Annotated in this window: 20 protein-coding genes; 16 read left to right on the plus strand and 4 right to left on the minus strand. The window is 69.8% G+C overall.

The features are described 5' to 3' along the window. Positions 1-9 precede the first annotated feature (9 nt). Positions 10-555 carry a TetR/AcrR family transcriptional regulator gene (locus NJ4_RS03715; protein WP_067430366.1) on the minus strand — a complete coding sequence of 182 codons (546 nt, stop codon included), beginning with the start codon at positions 553-555 and terminating at the stop codon, positions 10-12. A gap of 372 nt (positions 556-927) precedes the next feature. Here NJ4_RS03715 and NJ4_RS03720 point away from each other — a divergent pair, with 372 nt between their 5' ends. The 6 genes from NJ4_RS03720 to NJ4_RS03745 all read left to right on the plus strand — a co-directional run bounded on the left by NJ4_RS03720 (position 928) and on the right by NJ4_RS03745 (position 8,974). Beyond that, positions 928-2,520: a carboxyl transferase domain-containing protein gene (locus NJ4_RS03720; protein WP_281178251.1), complete on the plus strand. Its 1,593-nt coding sequence runs from the start codon at positions 928-930 to the stop codon at positions 2,518-2,520. 8 nt (positions 2,521-2,528) lie between these two features. Then, a complete protein-coding gene (locus NJ4_RS03725; protein WP_067430372.1) occupies positions 2,529-4,457 on the plus strand; it encodes an acetyl/propionyl/methylcrotonyl-CoA carboxylase subunit alpha in 1,929 nt (642 codons plus the stop codon). A gap of 82 nt (positions 4,458-4,539) precedes the next feature. After that, complete coding sequence (locus NJ4_RS03730; protein ID WP_067430374.1) at positions 4,540-5,457, plus strand: hydroxymethylglutaryl-CoA lyase; 918 nt, start codon at positions 4,540-4,542, stop codon at positions 5,455-5,457. 22 nt (positions 5,458-5,479) lie between these two features. Next, positions 5,480-6,568 carry a hypothetical protein gene (locus NJ4_RS03735; protein WP_067430377.1) on the plus strand — a complete coding sequence of 363 codons (1,089 nt, stop codon included), beginning with the start codon at positions 5,480-5,482 and terminating at the stop codon, positions 6,566-6,568. Positions 6,569-6,572: 4 nt separating this feature from the next. Continuing rightward, on the plus strand, positions 6,573-7,760 hold the full coding sequence (locus tag NJ4_RS03740) for a hypothetical protein (protein ID WP_067430380.1): 1,188 nt from the start codon (positions 6,573-6,575) through the stop codon (positions 7,758-7,760). Continuing rightward, complete coding sequence (locus NJ4_RS03745) at positions 7,757-8,974, plus strand: hypothetical protein (protein WP_067430383.1); 1,218 nt, start codon at positions 7,757-7,759, stop codon at positions 8,972-8,974. Before NJ4_RS03740 ends, NJ4_RS03745 begins: the two co-directional genes overlap by 4 nt. Here NJ4_RS03745 and NJ4_RS03750 read toward each other — a convergent pair. After that, on the minus strand, positions 8,935-9,615 hold the full coding sequence (locus tag NJ4_RS03750) for an EcsC family protein (RefSeq protein WP_245644435.1): 681 nt from the start codon (positions 9,613-9,615) through the stop codon (positions 8,935-8,937). The two genes, NJ4_RS03745 and NJ4_RS03750, sit on opposite strands and share 40 nt — an antisense overlap. Positions 9,616-9,633: 18 nt before the next feature. On the opposite strand from NJ4_RS03750, the gene aat reads away from it, so the two are divergent. The 7 genes from aat (at position 9,634) to NJ4_RS03785 (ending at position 13,618) form a co-directional block, all read left to right on the plus strand. Beyond that, positions 9,634-10,293 (plus strand): leucyl/phenylalanyl-tRNA--protein transferase, encoded by a 660-nt coding sequence (aat, locus tag NJ4_RS03755; RefSeq protein WP_067430388.1) that lies wholly within the window; start codon positions 9,634-9,636, stop codon positions 10,291-10,293. 125 nt (positions 10,294-10,418) lie between these two features. Beyond that, a complete protein-coding gene (locus NJ4_RS03760) occupies positions 10,419-10,949 on the plus strand; it encodes a hypothetical protein (protein WP_157550664.1) in 531 nt (176 codons plus the stop codon). A gap of 120 nt (positions 10,950-11,069) precedes the next feature. After that, complete coding sequence (locus tag NJ4_RS03765) at positions 11,070-11,417, plus strand: hypothetical protein (RefSeq protein WP_067430393.1); 348 nt, start codon at positions 11,070-11,072, stop codon at positions 11,415-11,417. 85 nt (positions 11,418-11,502) lie between these two features. Then, positions 11,503-11,931 (plus strand): hypothetical protein, encoded by a 429-nt coding sequence (locus NJ4_RS03770; protein WP_157550667.1) that lies wholly within the window; start codon positions 11,503-11,505, stop codon positions 11,929-11,931. Between the two features lie 93 nt (positions 11,932-12,024). Then, positions 12,025-12,501, plus strand: coding sequence for a hypothetical protein (locus NJ4_RS03775; protein ID WP_067430399.1), 477 nt, complete (start codon positions 12,025-12,027; stop codon positions 12,499-12,501). A gap of 98 nt (positions 12,502-12,599) precedes the next feature. Further along, entirely contained in the window at positions 12,600-13,136 is a 537-nt protein-coding gene (locus NJ4_RS25500; RefSeq protein ID WP_067430403.1) for a hypothetical protein, read from the plus strand. A 101-nt stretch (positions 13,137-13,237) separates the two neighbouring features. Next, positions 13,238-13,618 (plus strand): hypothetical protein, encoded by a 381-nt coding sequence (locus NJ4_RS03785; protein ID WP_067430406.1) that lies wholly within the window; start codon positions 13,238-13,240, stop codon positions 13,616-13,618. A gap of 34 nt (positions 13,619-13,652) precedes the next feature. Here the strand turns inward: NJ4_RS03785 and NJ4_RS03790 are convergent, their stop codons facing one another. Further along, positions 13,653-13,985, minus strand: coding sequence for a rhodanese-like domain-containing protein (locus tag NJ4_RS03790; protein WP_067430409.1), 333 nt, complete (start codon positions 13,983-13,985; stop codon positions 13,653-13,655). A 58-nt stretch (positions 13,986-14,043) separates the two neighbouring features. After that, a complete protein-coding gene (locus NJ4_RS03795; RefSeq protein WP_067430412.1) occupies positions 14,044-14,910 on the minus strand; it encodes an Fpg/Nei family DNA glycosylase in 867 nt (288 codons plus the stop codon). 131 nt (positions 14,911-15,041) lie between these two features. Between NJ4_RS03795 and NJ4_RS03800 the strand changes: the two genes are divergently transcribed. From NJ4_RS03800 to NJ4_RS03810, 3 genes are all read left to right on the plus strand, one after another. After that, on the plus strand, positions 15,042-15,329 hold the full coding sequence (locus NJ4_RS03800; RefSeq protein WP_174524574.1) for a hypothetical protein: 288 nt from the start codon (positions 15,042-15,044) through the stop codon (positions 15,327-15,329). Between the two features lie 62 nt (positions 15,330-15,391). Beyond that, positions 15,392-16,606 (plus strand): ATP-binding protein, encoded by a 1,215-nt coding sequence (locus NJ4_RS03805; protein ID WP_067430415.1) that lies wholly within the window; start codon positions 15,392-15,394, stop codon positions 16,604-16,606. A gap of 69 nt (positions 16,607-16,675) precedes the next feature. Then, a complete protein-coding gene (locus tag NJ4_RS03810; protein ID WP_067430418.1) occupies positions 16,676-17,479 on the plus strand; it encodes a hypothetical protein in 804 nt (267 codons plus the stop codon). The last annotated feature ends 220 nt before the right edge of the window (positions 17,480-17,699 follow it).

The following is a 17,699-nucleotide window of genomic DNA, read 5'->3' on the forward strand; positions in this document are numbered from 1 at the left end:
CGCACCATCTCACAGAGCCAGCGCCCGGGCGGCCATGTCCTGGAGGAGGCCGCGCATCTCCGCCTCGGGCAGGAAGGCGCTGTGCGGGGTCGAGTTCAGCAGCCCGAACGCGGCGTGGGCTCGGGCCCGCGCCGCGACCAGGGTCAGGGTGTCGTCGAGCCTGCGCAGCTCGCCGGCCCAGAGATCGACGTACTTGCGTTGCAGGCTGCGCACCCTCTCCCGAGCGTCGGCCGGCAGGGATGCCCAGTCGCGGTCTTGGACGATGATCAGCGACTTGTTGGCCAGTGCGAACGAGATGTGCCAGTCGATCAGCGCGGTCAGAGCCGCGCGGGGCTCCACCGAGGACGACACCCGAGCGCGGCCCTCGCGCAGCAGCTCCTCACTGATCGCGACCAGCATCTCGGCCAGGATCGCGTCCTTGCTGGCGAAGTGCTTGTAGAGCGCGGGACCACTCATGCCGCACGCGGCACCGAGCTCGCCGACGGAGACCCCGTGAAAGCCGCGTTCGGCGAACAAGGTCGCGGCGGTGGCGACGATCTGCTCGCGGCGGTTCATGGGTCCAAGGTTAGCGATCCTTCACCTACCTGTGGAGGAGCGGTTGCACCTCGGGGCAGGGCGAGTGAGACTCGGAGGTACCGCCGCCAGCTCCGCCGTGGTTCTCGTGTCTGCGGTGGTCGCCACCCGGATTGGTGATGCGGACAGCCTGGGCCTACGGGCTACCCGCCTCGGGCCCTTGGTCGTCGACCCCACCGACAGTTCCGGCGCGACAGGAAGGTGGGCCTCGGACATGACCCACCGCATCACAAGGAGGTGCTGAACGAGAGTGCGGGCCTTCCCAGGGGTGGACGGGGTGCGTAATCCTCGGATGTGTCGTAGCCTAGGAGTGGTTAATGATCATTAACCACTCAAGATTTTCTGGGAGGACACGTGACAGCCACCGAGTCCGGAGGCCTGCGAGATGTCGTCGACGAGCTGCGCGCCCGCCTCGCCGCCGTACGCAACGACGGCGCCGGCGGCAGCGAGGCGGCCCGCACCAAGCACACCGACCGCGGCAAGCTGCTCGTGCGCGAGCGGGTCAACCGGCTGCTCGACCCGGGCAGCCCGTTCCTCGAGTTCAGCGCTCTGGCGGCGACCGGGATGTACGGCAAGGAGGGTGACGAGAACGCCGTGCCCAGCGCCGGCATCGTCACCGGGCTCGGCCAGGTCAGCGGCCGCACCTGCGTGATCATCGCCAACGACGCGACGGTCAAGGGCGGCACCTACTACCCGATGACGGTCAAGAAGCACCTGCGTGCGCAAGAGATCGCCCGCGCCAACAAGCTCCCCGTCATCTCGCTGGTCGACTCCGGCGGCGCGTTCCTGCCGATGCAGGACGACGTGTTCCCCGACAAGGAGCACTTCGGCCGCATCTTCTTCAACCAGGCCAACATGAGCGGTGAGGGCATCCCGCAGATCGCCTCGGTGATGGGCTCGTGCACCGCCGGTGGCGCCTACGTGCCGGCCATGTCCGACGAGACCGTGATCGTCAAGGACCAGGCCACGATCTTCCTCGGTGGTCCGCCGCTGGTGAAGGCCGCGACCGGTGAGGTCGTCACCGCCGAGGACCTCGGCGGCGGCGACGTGCACGCCCGCAAGTCCGGCGTGGTCGACCATCTCGCCAACGACGATGCCCACGCGCTGGCCATCGTGCGCAGCATCGTCGAGACGGTGCCCCGCCCGACCACCACGCCATGGGAGGTGCTCGAGCCCGAGGAGCCGCACGAGGCGCCCGAGACGTTGTACGACGTGGTCCCCAGCGACACCCGCACGCCGTACGACGTCCGCGAGGTGATCCGTCGCGTCGTCGATGCCAGCAGGTTCAGCGAGTTCAAGCAGTACTACGGCGAGACCCTGGTCTGCGGCTTCGCCCGCATCTGGGGCCACCCGGTCGGCATCGTGGCCAACAACGGCATCCTGTTCAGCGAGTCCAGCCTCAAGGGCGCGCACTTCATCGAGCTGTGCAACCAGCGCAGGATCCCGCTGGTCTTCCTGCAGAACATCACCGGCTTCATGGTCGGGCGGGAGTACGAGAACCGCGGCATCGCCAAGGACGGCGCCAAGCTGGTCACCGCGGTCGCGTGCAGCGTCGTCCCCAAGTTCACCGTGGTCATCGGCGGCTCGTTCGGGGCCGGCAACTACGGCATGTGCGGGCGTGCCTACGACCCGCGCTTCCTGTGGATGTGGCCCAATGCCCGCATCTCGGTGATGGGCGGCGAGCAGGCCGCGAGCGTGCTGGCCACCGTCAAGCGCGACGGCATCGAGGCCAAGGGCGGCGAGTGGGGTGCCGACGAGGAAGAGCGGTTCAAGGCGCCGATCCGCGAGCAGTACGAGCAGCAGGGCTCGCCCTACTACTCCACGGCCCGCCTCTGGGACGACGGCGTGATCGACCCCGCGGACACCCGTCGTGTGCTCGGCCTCGGCCTGGCCGCCGCGGCACACGCCCCGGTGCCCGAGCCCTCCTACGGAATCTTCAGGATGTGAGGCACGCAATGAAGACCCTTCTCATCGCCAACCGTGGCGAGATCGCGCTGCGCGTGATTCGCAGCGCCCGTGCCCTCGGCATCCGCACGGTCGCCATCCACACCGACCTCGACAACCGCGCGCCCCACGTGCGGGAGGCCGACCACGCCGTCCGGGTCGAGGCCTACCTCGACATCGACGCCGTCGTGCAGGCTGCGCGCGACACGAAGGCCGAGGCCATCCACCCGGGCTACGGCTTCCTGTCCGAGCGGGCCGAGTTCGCCCGCGCCGTGGAGCAGGCCGGGCTGACGTTGGTGGGTCCCAGCGCCGACGTGATGGACAAGATGGGCCGCAAGGACGCTGCCCGTGGGATCGCGATCGCGGCCGGCGTGCCCGTGGTGCCCAGCTACGGCATCGACGACGACCCGGCCGGCATGAGCTACCCGATCCTGGTCAAGGCCGCGGCCGGCGGCGGCGGCAAGGGCATGCGCATCGTGCGCGGGGCCGGCGAGTTCGAGGCAGCCGTTGCCGCCGCGAAGCGTGAGGCCGCCAAGTCGTTCGGTGACGACACCATGCTGATCGAGAAGTACGTCGAACGCGGGCGCCACATCGAGGTGCAGGTGATGGCCGACTCCCACGGCAACGTCGTCCACCTCTTCGAACGCGACTGCTCCACCCAGCGCCGCCACCAGAAGGTGCTCGAGGAGGCCCCGGCGCCGACCATCGACGAGGCCACCCGCACGCTGATCACCGACGCGTCGGTCGCCCTCTCCAAGCAGGTCGGCTACGTCAACGCCGGCACCGTCGAGTTCCTGCTCGACGCGGAGACGCAGGAGGCCTACTTCCTGGAGATGAACACGCGCCTCCAGGTCGAGCACCCCGTCACCGAGTCGGTCGTGGCCTGGACACCGGAGGGAACCAAGGTCGACCTCGTGGCACTGCAGTTGGCGGTTGCCGCGGGCAAGGCGCTGCCCTTCACCCAGGAGGACCTCTGGCTGGACGGTCACGCGATCGAGGCCCGGGTCTACGCCGAGGACCCCTACGCCGGATTCCTGCCCCAGGCCGGAACCGCGTCGATCGTGCGGTGGCCGGTCGAGCCGTTCAGCGGCCCCGCAGGTGAGAACCGGGAGGGCATGCGTGTCGACGCGGCGCTCGAGAGTCGCCAGGTGGTCTCCACCAGCTTCGACCCGATGCTCGGCAAGGTGATCGCGGTCGGCAAGGACCGCGAGGCGGCCCGCCGCCAGCTGGTCACGGCGCTCGAGCGGACCTCGATCCTCGGGCTCACCACCAACACCGGCTTCCTGCGTGAGATCGCCGAGAGCGATGCGTTCCGCGACGCGGAGATCGACACGGCGTGGCTCGACCGGCACCCGCCCACCGCCCCCGACGCCAGTCTGGCCCGCACCATCGCGGCCTGGACCGATGTCGCCATCGCCCGGATGACCGAGGCCAACGGCCCCCTGATGGCCGACGGTTGGCGGGACGGCGGCCCCGCCGTGCCCACCCTGGTCGAGCTCGACCAGGTCGTCTGCGTGGACCGGGCCGGCGGACTGGTCGACGGGACCCGCGTGATCGAGAGATCGATGGCCGACCACGTGGCCAGCCTGCGCATCGACGGAACCCGGCTGGAGGCAGTCGTCAACGCCCAGGAGCACGGCATCGACGTCGTCCACCGGGGCCAGCGCTTCCACTTCACCAGGCCCGACGTGGCCGGCGATCACGGGCCCGATGTCGGTGACGGCACGTTGCTGGCTCCGATGCCGGGCACCGTCCTGGCCGTCAACGTCGGCACCGACCAGGAGGTCAAGGAGGGCGAGGTGCTCGGCACCATGGAGGCGATGAAGATGGAGCTCGCGCTCAAGGCGCCCTTCGACGGCACCGTCGTCGCCGTGCACCCGAAGGTCGGAGACCAGGTGCCGCTGGGCGCCGTACTCTTCGAAGTGGAGGCAACCGCATGATGCCGAGGAGCCCCCGCGGAGGTACGCCGAGGCACGAGGTGTGCCGGAGTGAGGCACCGCAAGGATCGAGCAGGGGACCAGCATGAGGCAGCCACAGCGCGTCGAGAGCCCGACCGCGCTCCCGGAGAAGGTCACGATCTGGGAGGTCGGTCCCCGCGACGGACTGCAGAACGAGAAGGCGATCGTGCCGACCGAGGTGAAGGCCGAGTTCATCCGGCGTCTGGTCGCCGCGGGCCTGCCGATCGTCGAGGCGACCAGCTTCGTGCACCCCAAGTGGGTGCCCCAGCTGGCCGATGCCAAGGAGCTGATGGAGGGTCTCGCCAACCCGGAGCTGCCGGTGCTGGTGCCCAACGAGCGCGGCCTTGACCGCGCGCTCGAGCTCGGCCTCAAGCACATCGCGATCTTCGGCAGTGCCACCGAGACGTTCGCGACCAAGAACCTCAACCGCAGCCTCGACGAGCAGTTCGCGATGTTCGAGCCGACCGTACGCCGCGCCCGAGAGGCCGGCATGGACGTGCGCGCCTACGTGTCGATGTGCTTCGGCGACCCGTGGGAGGGTGACGTTCCGGTCGAGCAGGTCGTCGGCGTCGGCAAGCGCCTCTTCGACCTCGGCGCCAGCCAGCTCAGCCTCGGGGACACCATCGGCGTCGGCACCGCCGGCCACGTCACACGGCTGATCGGCGCGTTCGACGAGGCCGGCCTCGTCGTCGACCACCTCGCCGTCCACTTCCACGACACCTACGGCCAGGCGCTGGCCAATGCGTACGCCGCACTCGAAGCCGGTGTGACGACGTTCGACGCGAGCGCCGGTGGGCTCGGTGGCTGCCCGTACGCCGAGAGCGCGACCGGCAACCTGGCCACCGAGGACCTGGTCTGGATGCTGCACGGACTCGGCATCGAGACCGGCGTCGACCTGGAGTCGCTCGTCGCGACCAGCACCTGGATGGCCGGGCACCTCGGCCGCCCGAGCCCCTCACGGGTGGTCACCGCACTGTCGTGACCAGTGCGGCACAATGCGGCCCATGAGCAAGCGGAAGGTCTTCCTGCACGTCGGGGCGCCCAAGACCGGCACGACCTACGTGCAGGACCGACTCGCGCTCAACGCCCGCGGGCTGGCCGAGCACGCCGTGCACTTCCCCAACAAGCGCCTCTTCGCCGACCCGACCCTCTTCCACTTCCGAGCCGCCCTCGACCTGCTCGACCAGGACTGGGGCGGCCCCTCCGGGCACGCACGGGGTGCCTGGTCGTCGATGGTCCGAATGACCCAGCGTCGCAGCGGCACCGTGATCATCAGTCACGAGATCCTGGCGCCGGCACCGGCGGAGAAGATCGCGCGGGTGATGAACGACCTTCAGGGCAGCGAGATCCACGTCGTCTACACGGCCCGCGACATGGTGCGACAGCTGCCCGCCGCCTGGCAGGAGAGCATCAAGCAGGGCCGGCGCTGGTCCTTCGACCGGTTCCTGGCCAAGGCGGAGGACGGGATCCCGTGGTTCATGCGCGCCTTCGACCTGCCCAGCGTGCTGACCGCCTGGGGCCGCACCCTGCCGCCCGAGCGAATCCATGTGGTGACGGTTCCGCAGCGTTCGACGAACGAGAACCTGCTGTGGGAGCGCACCTGCGAGGCCTTTGGCATCGACCCGACCTGGGCGCACCTGGACTCCGAGCGCGCCAACGCCGGGCTCGGGGTCGCCGAGACCGAGCTGCTGCGCCGGCTGAACCGGCAGTTGGACCGCTCCACCCGCAGCACCGCTGCCCACGACGAGCTGATCCAGACCATGCTGGACCGCAGCGAGCTCGGCCGGCGGCGCTCCCGCAAGGTGCAGCTCCCACCGGCGCACTACGACTGGGCGCAGGCCGAGGCGCAACGCTGGACCGCCTGGGTCGAACAGGCCGGCGTCCACGTGGTCGGCGACCTCGCGGACCTCCAGACTGGGCCACCACCGGCCGACCTGCCCGAGGATCCCAACACGGTGCGCTCCAAGGCGATCACCAAGGCGGCCGTGAACGCGTTGACCGTGATGACCCGTGAGGCCGCCAGTCGACCCGACCCGTCGCGCGAGCTCGGCGCCCGCATCAAGGCCCGCGCCGGGCAGATCCGGCAGCGGTGATCAGGTGACCAGTGCCGACCAGGAGAACCCGGGGATCGCCCGCGCCTGGGGGTGGGTCGACCACCTCCGCGCCGGAGGCGACACCCCTTGGGCCGACTTCGCCGGGGCATCCGTCTCACGGGGCAACCTGGTGCCGGGGGCCATCCAGCTCGAGGTGGCCCGCCGCCTCAACGCCCTCGCCCGCTCCGACGCCTTCGGGCAGGCCCGACAGGTCGACAGTGCCCTGGGCGGAGCCGACAACCCCGGGCACGCCCGGCTCGTCGACCAGATCCTCGAGTCCAGCGGCCCCGGCCGCGGCCAACCCGACCTCGAGCTGGTCGGCGTGCACTCGGGCTCTCGCTTCGGGCCACGTCCGGTGGATCCGGCGCAGCTGCCGACCCACGAGCTGATCCGGGCCGCGGTCGGGCTCCTTGCCGAGCTGGTCGTCGAGCACGACCCCGGTGCCACACCCGAGCCGCCCCCCCGTCTGGTGCGACCCTGGCGTCGTGGCTGGAGCCTGTACGGCGACCCGCTGGCGGTCTCGCAGGTGCGTGGCACCTTGTCACGGGCCGGCGTCGAACCCGGCCGACGCGCACCGATCGCGGTGATCGTGGCCGATGACCTGGCCGCGATGCTCGCCGACGTGTGGAGCTGGCGGGTGCAGCATGCGGTCAACCCCTCCTGGCGCTGGTGGCTCTCCGACCGGGTCCGGCGCGACCGGTTGCCACGGGTCGTCGACCTGCCCCGGGTGGCCGCCAACCAGGCTGCCCGACTCGGTGCGGATCGCGTGCACATCGTGGTCGCCCAGCACCCCCTGCCGGCCGTGGCCCGGCTGGTCGGCGTACGTCGTCCCGTCGACGCGACCCGGGTCGGCCTCTCGCCCGAAGCCCTGGATCTCGTGCGGCACCTCAACGTCGTGCTCCGGGTGCTGGTCACCCCCGAACGCCACCAGCACCTGCTCGACAGCGTGCTGCTTCCGTGGTTGGCCGACGAGACCGGGAGGCGACGCGGGGTTCCGCCCCGTCACCAGGACTGGGTGCGGCAGCAGGCCGAGCGAATGCGCGATGAACTCCGGGTTGCTGGATACCCTGTGGTCGGGGATCTGGACGCCTTGGTCCCGACCGACCGGCGGCGTGAGCCGGGCACGGACGAGACCGGCGTCCTTGACGTGGCCCTGCGCACGCTGTTGAAGGTCAAGGAGATCGAATCGTGAGCCCGAAGCGCGTCATCCTCCACGTCGGGACCCCCAAGACCGGCACGTCCTACCTCCAGGACGTGCTGTTCAGCAACCGCGACAGCCTCGCCGGTCAGGGGGTGCTCTACCCCGCCGATCGCTTCGACGGCCACTTCCTCGCCGCCCTCGACCTCATGCGCCTGCCATGGGGTGGCCTGGAAACCCAGGCGGTCGGCGCGTGGGACCAGTTGGCCGAGAAGGTGCGCGACTGGCAGGGCAGCACCGCGATCATCAGCCACGAGATCCTGGCGACGGCCTCACGCACCCAGATCCGCAAGGCCCTCGAGTCGTTGGGCCACCCCGACACCGAGATCCACGTGGTGCTCTCCGCGCGTGACCTGGTGCGTCAGATCCCGGCCGAGTGGCAGGAGAACATCAAGCACCGCCGCACGATCAGCTACCGCCGATTCCTCGCCCAGGTGCAGGATCCCGACCGCACCGGCCGCATCGCCACGTGGTTCTGGGGCGTCCAGGAGATCCCCGACATCCTCAACCGGTGGGGAGCCGAGCTCGACCCCTCACGTGTGCACGTCGTGACCGTGCCCAAGCCGGGCGCGCCCAAGACCCTGCTCTGGGAGCGCTTCGCCGACGCGTTCTCTCTCGACGGACTCGACCTCGACCTGCACGTGGAGCGGGCCAACCCATCCCTCGGAGTGCCCGAGACCGCGCTGATCCGGCGGATCAACAAGACCTCGAACGCCGACGTCGAGCCCGGCGCCTACCGCCCGCTGGTGCGTGAGCTCCTTGCTCACCAGACTCTCTCCAAGCGCTCGGATTCACCACGGTTGGCTCTGCCGCCGGACGTGTGGACCTGGGCCGACGACCTCTCCCACGCCTGGGTCGACGAGCTGCGTGAGCGGCGCTACGACGTGGTCGGTGACCTCGACGACCTGATCCCCGACAGCAGTCCGGTGCCGTTCAGCGACCCCGACCGGCCGCGGCACCGCGAGGTCAACGCGGCCGCGCTCGAGGCGATCCGGGCGCTGCTGCTCGAGGGTGCTCGCATGCGCCAGGTCGAGACGGATCTGCGCGACGAGCTCCGCGAGACCCAGATCGCGCTGGAGCGGGCCTACCTGCGGCCGACCTACCGAGCCCGCGAGAAGATCGTGCGCTCGGCCGAGGACAAGGGCTGGGGACGCCGCCTGCTGGGCTTCTACCGTCGGGTGCGCGGCAGGAGCTCGCGCCCGGCGTAGCGGCCGATCTGCCAGGTGCTCCACGCATCGGCGGAGAGCCCGACCACGCCGCCCACCACGGGCACGCGTCGACCGATCGTGGTGGCCAGTCGCTTGCCGGCCACCTTGCCGATCAACGAGTTCGCGACCTCGGCGGCGATCGCCTTGTCGAGTGCCGGGTCGTTGACCGGGGCCGTGGCCAGCGCCATCGGTGGCGCCGGAAGCTGCTTCTTCTTCACCAGCTTCTTGACCGAGTCCTCGCCCAGGGCGCAGGCAAGGATCGCGTTGCGGACCCGGTCGTCGTGCAGGTCGTAGCCGCGCAGGTGCGCGATCACCGCCACCATCCGGCACTGGATCAGCGCCAGCCCGGTGATGTTGGCCGGCATGGAGGCCGCCGCGGTGACCAGCCCGCCCAGGTTGGTCACGAATCCCTCGGCCCCGGCGTAGGCCGCATGCCACTCGATCACGTCGCGGATCGCCTTGTCGACGTCCCCGTCGGCCTTCTCCAGTCGAGCCTTCGCGGTCGCCTCCGCCGAGGGCAGGGGTCCGATCCCGTCGACGGCGCGTTTGAGCGCCTCGCGGACGAAGCCCGAGGTGAGATTGGGAGCCGCCTGCGTGATCTTCGGCGTGATGCGCTTGGAGATGCTCGATCCGATACCCATGCGGTGCATCCTAGGGTCGTGCCGATCGAACCACCTGCCACACCGTGGGATTTCCCCGATCCCTCCGCCGTGGCCGACGACCTGATCGCGATCGGCGCCGATCTCGAACCGGGCACGTTGCTGCTCGCCTACCGCTCGGGCTACTTCCCGATGCCCTTGGAGGACGACGACATCGGCTGGTGGAGCCCGCAGCGGCGAGGTGTCCTCCCGCTCGACGGGTTGCGGGTCTCACGGTCCTTGCGTCGGGCCTGTCGCGACTTCGAGATCAGGGTCGACACCGCGTTCGAGGAGGTGATCGACGCCTGCGCCGACCCCGTGCGTGAGGGCGGCTGGATCGACGCCGGCATCCGGACGGCGTACGTCGAGCTGCACCGTCTGGGCTGGGCGCACTCGGTCGAGGCGTGGCGCGACGGACGACTGGCCGGTGGGTTGTACGGCGTCGCGACCGGCGGCCTCTTCGCGGGTGAGTCGATGTTCCACCGCGACCGGGACGCCTCGAAGGTGGCGCTGGTGGGGTTGGTCGACCTGCTCGACGACGGCGTGCCGGGTCGGCTCCTCGACGTGCAGTGGCGCACCGACCACCTGGCCTCGTTGGGCGTGGTCGAGGTGCCGCGGGCGACCTACCTCGAACGGTTGCGCGCGGCCGTCGTCCTGCCGGAGCCGACCGCGCTCGGCTGAACCCGGCACGGATCGCGGTCGTGGTGAGGGGCACGGGGCCCTCCCGACGGATCGGCGCTCAGGTGCCGTCCGTCAGGATGGTGGGCGTTGACCGGAGACACCCATCGACCTCAGGAGTGATCGGGATGCGACGAACCGCCCTTGTCTGCGCCATTGTGCTGCTGCTGGCCGGGCTGACCGCCGGATGCGGGGGCGACTCCGACCAGGACTCCGCGGCCAAGGAGTCGGAGAGCGCGTCGGCCACCGACAGTGCGAGCGAGGGCGCCTCCGGTGACGACAGTGCGACTGATGGTGGCTCCGAGGATGCCTCCGAGTCGAGCGACTCGGACGCGGAGTCATCGTCGGCACCGGCCCCCGACCCTGACGGCAGCGTCGAACCGGCCGGTGCCGAGTTCTGTGATGCCGTGACCGTGGCTGCCGCTGCCAAGGAGTTCGACGAGCTCCAGGAGGCCGTCGATGGACTCGTGGCGAAGCTGCCCGCCGAGGCCGGTGCCGACGTGAAGGCTGGACTCGACGTGCTCGACACGACCATCGACGCCTCCGCCGACAAGGAGGAGTTCGTCACGAAGGCCCGGTCGTTGACCGCCCGGGACCAGAAGGTGGTGACCGCCTACACCGCCTACGAGAGTGCGGCATGCGCAGAGTCGACGCCCTGACCCCGATATCCCGAGTGTTCTCAGGAACTTCTCAAGAAATCTGTGTCGTGCATGCATGAAACCGGATTCGGGTGGGAACGTAACTCCCAGACATTCCCTAAATGATGAAGAGGTGACGGGATGCGACGACTCGCACTCGTGGGCGCGGGCCTGGTCCTTGTTGGCGGTCTCACGGCATGTGGTGGCGCCCCGGACGACGCGTCCGAGAAGGATTTCTGTGATGCCTACGGCAAGTTCCAGTCTGCTGACGAGTTCAAGGACGTCCAGAAGGCCTCCGACAAGCTCGACGAGGTCGGCACGCCCGAGAAGATCGACGGCGACGCTCGTGACGGCTTCGAGCTGATCCTCGACACCGTCGACGACTCCGACGACGAGGACGCGCTGAACGACAACGTCAACGACCTCGACAGCGACGACAACGACAAGCTGGAAGCCTTCACCAAGAAGGCCGGCGAGATCTGCGAGTGATCTGACGACCAGCGCTTCACACGACTGCGGGGTGGCCAAGCGCCACCCCGCAGTCGTCATTTCGGAACCAGAAGAGGTGACCACCGTGCGACGACGTTCACTCCTGTGTGCCGGCATCCTCGTGGTGGCCGGCGCGACCGGCGCCTGCTCGGGAGATGACTCCGCGGCGGACCTGGGCGCCGCCGCCGGCGACCCGGCCACCCGAGGCTCCTTGTCCGAGTCGATCCCCGACGACGCGTCGACCGAGGACTTCTGTGCGGCGTACGCCGACTTCGTCGCGGCCTCCGAGATCGGCGCGATCCGCGCCAGCACCCGACGCCTGGGCGAGGTCGGTACGCCGCCCGGCTTCGACCCGCAGGCGCGCGCCGGACTGGTGCTGGCGATCGACCTGGCCGAAGGGGCCTCCTCGCTGGATGAGCTCTCGAGCACCGTCTCGGAGCTGGACGCCGCGAGCACTGACGACCTCGAGGCGCTGGCTTCGACCGGGAGGAAGACCTGCCCGGAGGTGGAGTGATCGCCGGCCGCCCGATTCGGTGCCCCAGCCTCCGACCGGGTTTGATGGGGCCGACCGCACGAACTCGACACGACGAAGAAGAGGTGTGATCCGATGCGTCGAATCGCGATCCTTTGTGCCAGTGCCCTGCTCCTGATGGGCTCCACCGCCGCCTGCGGCGACGACGACAAGGACGACAAGAGCTCCGCCGGCGACCCGGCCAGCCAGACCGAGTCCGAGTCACCCACGGAGACCGAGTCGACCGAGTCGGAGTCCAGCGACCCCACCGAGTCGACGGACACCGAGTCTGCGGACCCGGACCGGTCCGAGTTCTGCACCGCCGCAGTCGCGCAGGGCTTCGACGAGGGCGGCTACACCGAGATCAAGGGCTGGGCCGAGGGTCTGAGCGCGGTCGAGCCGCCGTCTGACTTCACGGCCGACCAGTCAGCTGGCCTCGCCGTCATGCTGGGCCTGGTGCAGGGTGCGAAGACCGAGGCCGACCTCTCGGCCGCGACCAAAAAGCTGACCGCGGCCGAGAAGTCGCAGGTCCAGGCGTTCCTGGACTACGTCAACGCCGAGTGCAGCCCCTGATCGGAATTCATCTGGTCGTGGCCTGCTCGTGAACTCGCTGGCGCAGCATGGTGGCAAGCCGTCGTCCCACCCGGGATCAGAGAACCGAGGAGTGCAGCATGAGAACCAGGAAGATCGCCGTCGCCGGTGCGGGCGTGATGTTGTTCGGAGCACTCGTTGCCTGTGGTGGCCCGCCGGACGACGCGAGCAAGGACGACTTCTGCACGGCGATGACGAAGGTCGGCGAGACCAGCTCCTTCGATGACCAGAAGGACGCCGTCAAGGAGCTCGGCGACGTCGGCACCCCTGACGACATCGGCGATGACGCCCGCAAGGGCTTCGAGAAGATGCTCGACGTCTTCGACGACGCGGACGACGTCGATGACCTCACGAAGGCCGAGGACGATGCGTCCGACGACGAGAAGAGCGAAGGCGAGGCGTTCACCAAGTACTTCCTCGAGAAGTGCACGAGTGACCTGCCGAGCGGGGCGCCGTCCGGCATGCCCAGCGACCTGCCCTCCGACCTGTCGATCGACCCCTCCTCGATTCCGAGCGAGATGCCCAGCGAGTTGCCCAGCGAGGTGCAGAGCCTGCTGCCCAGCGACTTCCCGAGCTCGCTGCTGAGCGAGATGCCCAGTGAGATGCCCACGAACTGAGCATCCCCGGGTTCCACGGACAACGGGCGGGTGCCTCGGCCATCATGGGCCGGGGCACCCGCCCGTTTCGCACCACAGACACCCGCCTCCCTGGAGAATCCATGCGCGTCACCCAGATCCGAGCCGCCACGGTCGCCGCCCTGTTGGCGCTGGCCCTGACCGCAGGATGCGGTGGCAACGACAAGGACGAGAAGGGTTCCGAGGGTGAGAACGCGGCGGACGTGACGCAGTTCTGTGAGGCCTTCACGGCGCTCGACCCTGCCGGTGACTTCGAGGCCTATCGCACCGGAGTGGCCGCTCTCGCCTCGGGTGAGGACGACGAGGCGCTGCCCGCCAACGCTCGCACCGGTTTCGGGCTGCACGCCGACATCGTCGACGTGGCGTTCACGATGGAGGGCGCTGAGGCGATGACCGATGACCTGACCGCCGCGGAATCGGCCCAGCTCACGTCGTTCAACGAGTTCGTCGACGAGTCCTGCTGAGTCTGAGCTTCCAGGGCGCCTCTGGCTGAGTCGGTCAGACGACCTGGGGTGCCTGACCGTTCTCGGAGACCATCGGCCGGTTGCTGCCTTCCCAGTCGAGCATGCCGCCGTCGAGGTTGACCACGTCGCGGCCCTGGCTGGCCAGCCAGGCGGTCGCCTGTGCGGACCTGCCGCCCACCTTGCACACGACCAGGGTCTGCTCGTTCGGCACCTCGTCGAGCCGGTTGCCCAGCTCCGAGAGCGGAATGTGCTGGGCACCCTCGATGTGGCCGTGGTCCCACTCGACCTGCTCGCGCACGTCGAGCACGTGCAGCCCTTCGGGCAGCGGGTCGGGGACGCCGGTGATGGCGACGGTGGGCACCTGCATGGGACTCCTTCAGTGGTCACGTCCAGTGGCCGGGCCGGTCGGGCCACGACCGTCGAGACTACTTGAGGAACTTGCTCGTGCGTCGGTCAGCCAGGGGCTTCCCGCCGGTCTGGCAGGTCGCGCAGTACTGCAGGCTGGAGTCGGCGAACGACACCTCCCGCACCACGTCGGCGCAGACCGGGCACGCCTTGCCGGTCTTGCCGTGCACCGCCAGGTTCGACTTCTTCTCCCCCTTGAGCTCGCTCATCGCCACGCCGTCGGCGCGGGCCACCGCGTCACCCAGCACGCCACGGATGGCGGCGTAGAGCACGTCGAGCTCGGTCTCGTCCAGCGAGGAGGCAGGCTTGAACGGCGACAGCCTCGCTGCGTGCAGCAGCTCGTCGGAGTAGGCGTTGCCGATGCCCGCAATGGTGCCTTGGTGACGCAGCACGCCCTTGATCTGGGCCCGGCCGGCGTCGTGCAGGATCTGGCGGAGCACGTCGATCGTGAAGTCGTCGGCCATCGGATCCGGGCCCAGTCGGGCGATGCCCTCGATGTCCTGGGGCGAGCGGGCGACGTAGAGGGCCAGGCTCTTCTTGGTGCCGGCCTCGGTGATGTCGAGGCCGCTGTCGTCGTCGAGCACGATGCGAGCGGCCATCGGTGACTTGTTGCTCGGCTTGGGGGGCAGCTGGGGCACCTCGTCACGCCAGCGAACCCAGCCGGCGCGGGCCAGGTGCAGGATCACGTGGAGGCCGCCGGTGCTGATGTCGAGGAACTTGCCGTGCCGCGTCACGCCCTCGACGAAGGTGCCCTCGACCGCGGACAGCGGCGGGTCGAAGGTCTTCAGCGCGCTGAACGCGGCGATGTGGATCTTCGCGATGGCGCGCCCCTCCAACCGGGACGCGAGGTCCCGGGTGAGCGCTTCGACCTCCGGCAACTCGGGCACCCCTCCAGCCTAGTGGCCCAGCCGTTGCGGGTCTGCCGTTGCCGGGTCTGCCGTAGCCGGGTGCGCTGGTTCGGCGGTCCGCTTCGGGACAAGCCGGTGACAGATGCGCACGGCAGGCGCATCATGGATCCATGGCACGCTCGCCGTTCACCCGGGCGGGGTCGATCCACCTCGACGCCCGCGGTGGCGACCGCGCGCTCAAAGTGACCTGGCACCACGAGGCCGGTGTCGTCGTGCTGTCGCTGTGGCGCGAGAACGTCTGCGCCGCGTCGTTCCGACTGGCCGTCGACGAGGTGCCCGACCTGATCGACGCGCTGCGCGCCGGCTTGGCCTCGGCGTACGACGAGGCGCCGCGCCCGACTCAGGAGGGCCTGCGCCCCGGCCGTCCTGACGACCACACCGCAGGGCGTCCCGCCTGACCACGATCAGACTCGCTAGGAATGTCTACGTCGATCGCTAGACACCCGGATAGTGTTCGATCGTGGACCCGATCCGTAATCCCTATGCGCCCGGTGCCGGGCAGCGCCCGCCCGAGCTCGCCGGCAGAGACGAGCAGCTCGGCGCCTTCGACGTCGTCCTCGAACGCATCGCGCGGGGCCGGCCCGAACGCTCACTGGTGCTGACCGGGCTGCGCGGTGTCGGCAAGACCGTGCTGCTCAACGCGCTGCGCTCGGCCGCCGTACGCCGGCACTGGGGCACCGGCAAGCTCGAGGCGCGACCCGACCAGGGGCTGCGTCGCCCACTGTCCTCGGCGCTGCACCAGGCGGTGCGCGAGCTCGGTCATCCGCAGTCCGACGACGTCGACCACGTGCTCGGTGTGATCCGCGCCTTCGCGCAGCGAGACGCGGGCCCGAACGCGAAGCTGCGCGAGCAGTGGAACCCGGGCATCGACGCCCCGTTGGTGAAGGGGCGGGCCGACTCGGGCGACATCGAGATCGACCTGGTCGAGCTGTTCACCGACCTCGGCGGCCTCGCTGCCGACGTCGGCAAGGGCGTGGCGATCTTCATCGACGAGATGCAGGACCTCGGCCCCGACGACGTCTCGGCACTGTGCGCGGCGTGCCACGAGATCAGCCAGTCCGGGTTGCCGGTGATCGTGGTCGGTGCCGGGCTGCCGCACCTGCCGGCCGTGCTCTCGGCCAGCAAGTCCTACTCGGAGCGGCTCTTCCGCTACCAGCGCATCGACCGGCTGGCCCGCGAGGCCGCCGACCGGGCGCTCTCCGCGCCCGCCGACGACGAGGACGCCTGCTTCACCGACGAGGCGTTGACCGCGATGTACGCCGCAACGGGTGGCTACCCCTACTTCATCCAGGCCTACGGCAAGGCGGTCTGGGACCTCGCACCGCATTCGCCGATCACCGGCGAGGACGTGGCCGTGGCCTCACCCGAGGCTGAGAACGAGCTGGCCGTCGGCTTCTTCGGCAGCCGTTACGAGCGGGCCACGCCGGGGGAGCGGGAGTACCTCCGCGCGATGGCCGACGCCGCCGTGGCGATCGCCGAGCAGGGTGAGGACGAGCTCGACGACATCGGGTCGGTGCCCACCGCCGACGTGGCCACCGTGCTGGGCAAGAAGCCGCAGTCGCTCTCGCCGGCGCGTGACGCCCTGCTGAAGAAGGGCCTGATCTACTCCGGGGAGCGGGGCCGCATCGCGTTCACGGTGCCCCACTTCGGCCGCTACCTGCGCGACCACGCCTGACGGACTCCGGACCGCCGCCGTCATCGGATCGGGGCCGTGGCCTCGGTCACTACTGCATACTCGGCAACGATGAACGACGTTGACAAGCCACGCCTCGAGATCGACTGGATCAAGGCGTTCGGCGGTGCCCTGGCCGCGGTCTCGACCGCCGTACTCCTCTCGACTCTCGGTGCCGCCGGAACGTTGATCGGCGCAGCCGTGGGCAGCCTGGCCCTCACCGTCTCCAGCGCGTTCTACTCCCAGGGCCTGGCCCGCAGCAAGCACCGCATCGCGGTTGCCCAGCAGGCGGCTCAGCAGGCCGTCGACTCGGCCCAGTCGCAGGTGCGTCGGGCCGGCCGGACAGTGGACGACGGCGAGGTGGAGGGGCGTCTCGAGCTGGCGCAGGAGGACCTCGACGAGGCCAGGGCGGAGCTGCAGAACGCAACCGACGTGGCGGCCGAGCCCTCGTGGGGCCAACGACTCTCCCTGCTGCCGTGGAAGAAGATCGCGATCGTGGCCGCCGGCTTCTTCCTGGCTGCGATGCTGGTGATCACCGCCTTCGAGCTGATCGCCGGCCGCTCGGTCTCCTCGATCACCGGTGGCACCGATTCCACGGACGGAACCACGATCTCTCGGGTCACCGGCAGTGACTCCTCCAACGACTCCCCGAGGAAGGAGCCGGACGAGGACGACCAGACCACGCCGAGTGTGGACCCGACGACCAGTGAGTCGCCGTCCACGAGCCCGAGCGTCGACCCGTCGACCACGCCGTCCACCACGCCGGGTGAGTCGTCGTCCACCGACCCCAGCGTCGACCCCTCGCCGAGCGCATCGGAGGAACCGACCGAGGAGCCCACCGCCTCATCGCCGGCCGAGGTCCTGCCGACCGACTGACCCACTGCCGGGTCCGAGGTCTCGTGAGCAGTGGCCAAAAAATGAGAGATCGGGCGACAGCGTGGGGTTGTCGCCCGATCTCCGGTGTCGCGGGCCCGTCTCGGGGGGTGGGTTGGGCCCGACGTCTCAGTTCGCCGCGGTCTCCGGCTCCGGGTGCGCGGGCTTCGTGGGCGCGGCCGGGTGCTCCGGGGTGGCCGGCGTCTCGGGCTTGGCCGGGTGC

The organism is Nocardioides jensenii JCM 1364 = NBRC 14755 (assembly GCF_001552535.1).
Lineage (GTDB): Bacteria > Actinomycetota > Actinomycetes > Propionibacteriales > Nocardioidaceae > Nocardioides > Nocardioides jensenii.

Bases quoted from the DNA above. Each gene is read 5' to 3' on its own strand.
- NJ4_RS03775 (WP_067430399.1), top strand. From the start codon at position 12,025: ATGCGTCGAATCGCGATCCTTTGTGCCAGTGCCCTGCTCCTGATGGGC.
- NJ4_RS03725 (WP_067430372.1), top strand. From the start codon at position 2,529: ATGAAGACCCTTCTCATCGCCAACCGTGGCGAGATCGCGCTGCGCGTG.
- NJ4_RS03790 (WP_067430409.1), bottom strand. From the start codon at position 13,985: ATGCAGGTGCCCACCGTCGCCATCACCGGCGTCCCCGACCCGCTGCCC.
- NJ4_RS03765 (WP_067430393.1), top strand. From the start codon at position 11,070: ATGCGACGACTCGCACTCGTGGGCGCGGGCCTGGTCCTTGTTGGCGGT.
- NJ4_RS03735 (WP_067430377.1), top strand. From the start codon at position 5,480: ATGAGCAAGCGGAAGGTCTTCCTGCACGTCGGGGCGCCCAAGACCGGC.
- NJ4_RS03785 (WP_067430406.1), top strand. From the start codon at position 13,238: ATGCGCGTCACCCAGATCCGAGCCGCCACGGTCGCCGCCCTGTTGGCG.
- NJ4_RS03730 (WP_067430374.1), top strand. From the start codon at position 4,540: ATGAGGCAGCCACAGCGCGTCGAGAGCCCGACCGCGCTCCCGGAGAAG.
- NJ4_RS03750 (WP_245644435.1), bottom strand. From the start codon at position 9,615: ATGGGTATCGGATCGAGCATCTCCAAGCGCATCACGCCGAAGATCACG.
- NJ4_RS03715 (WP_067430366.1), bottom strand. From the start codon at position 555: ATGAACCGCCGCGAGCAGATCGTCGCCACCGCCGCGACCTTGTTCGCC.
- NJ4_RS03760 (WP_157550664.1), top strand. From the start codon at position 10,419: ATGCGACGAACCGCCCTTGTCTGCGCCATTGTGCTGCTGCTGGCCGGG.
- NJ4_RS03800 (WP_174524574.1), top strand. From the start codon at position 15,042: ATGGCACGCTCGCCGTTCACCCGGGCGGGGTCGATCCACCTCGACGCC.
- NJ4_RS03810 (WP_067430418.1), top strand. From the start codon at position 16,676: ATGAACGACGTTGACAAGCCACGCCTCGAGATCGACTGGATCAAGGCG.
- NJ4_RS25500 (WP_067430403.1), top strand. From the start codon at position 12,600: ATGAGAACCAGGAAGATCGCCGTCGCCGGTGCGGGCGTGATGTTGTTC.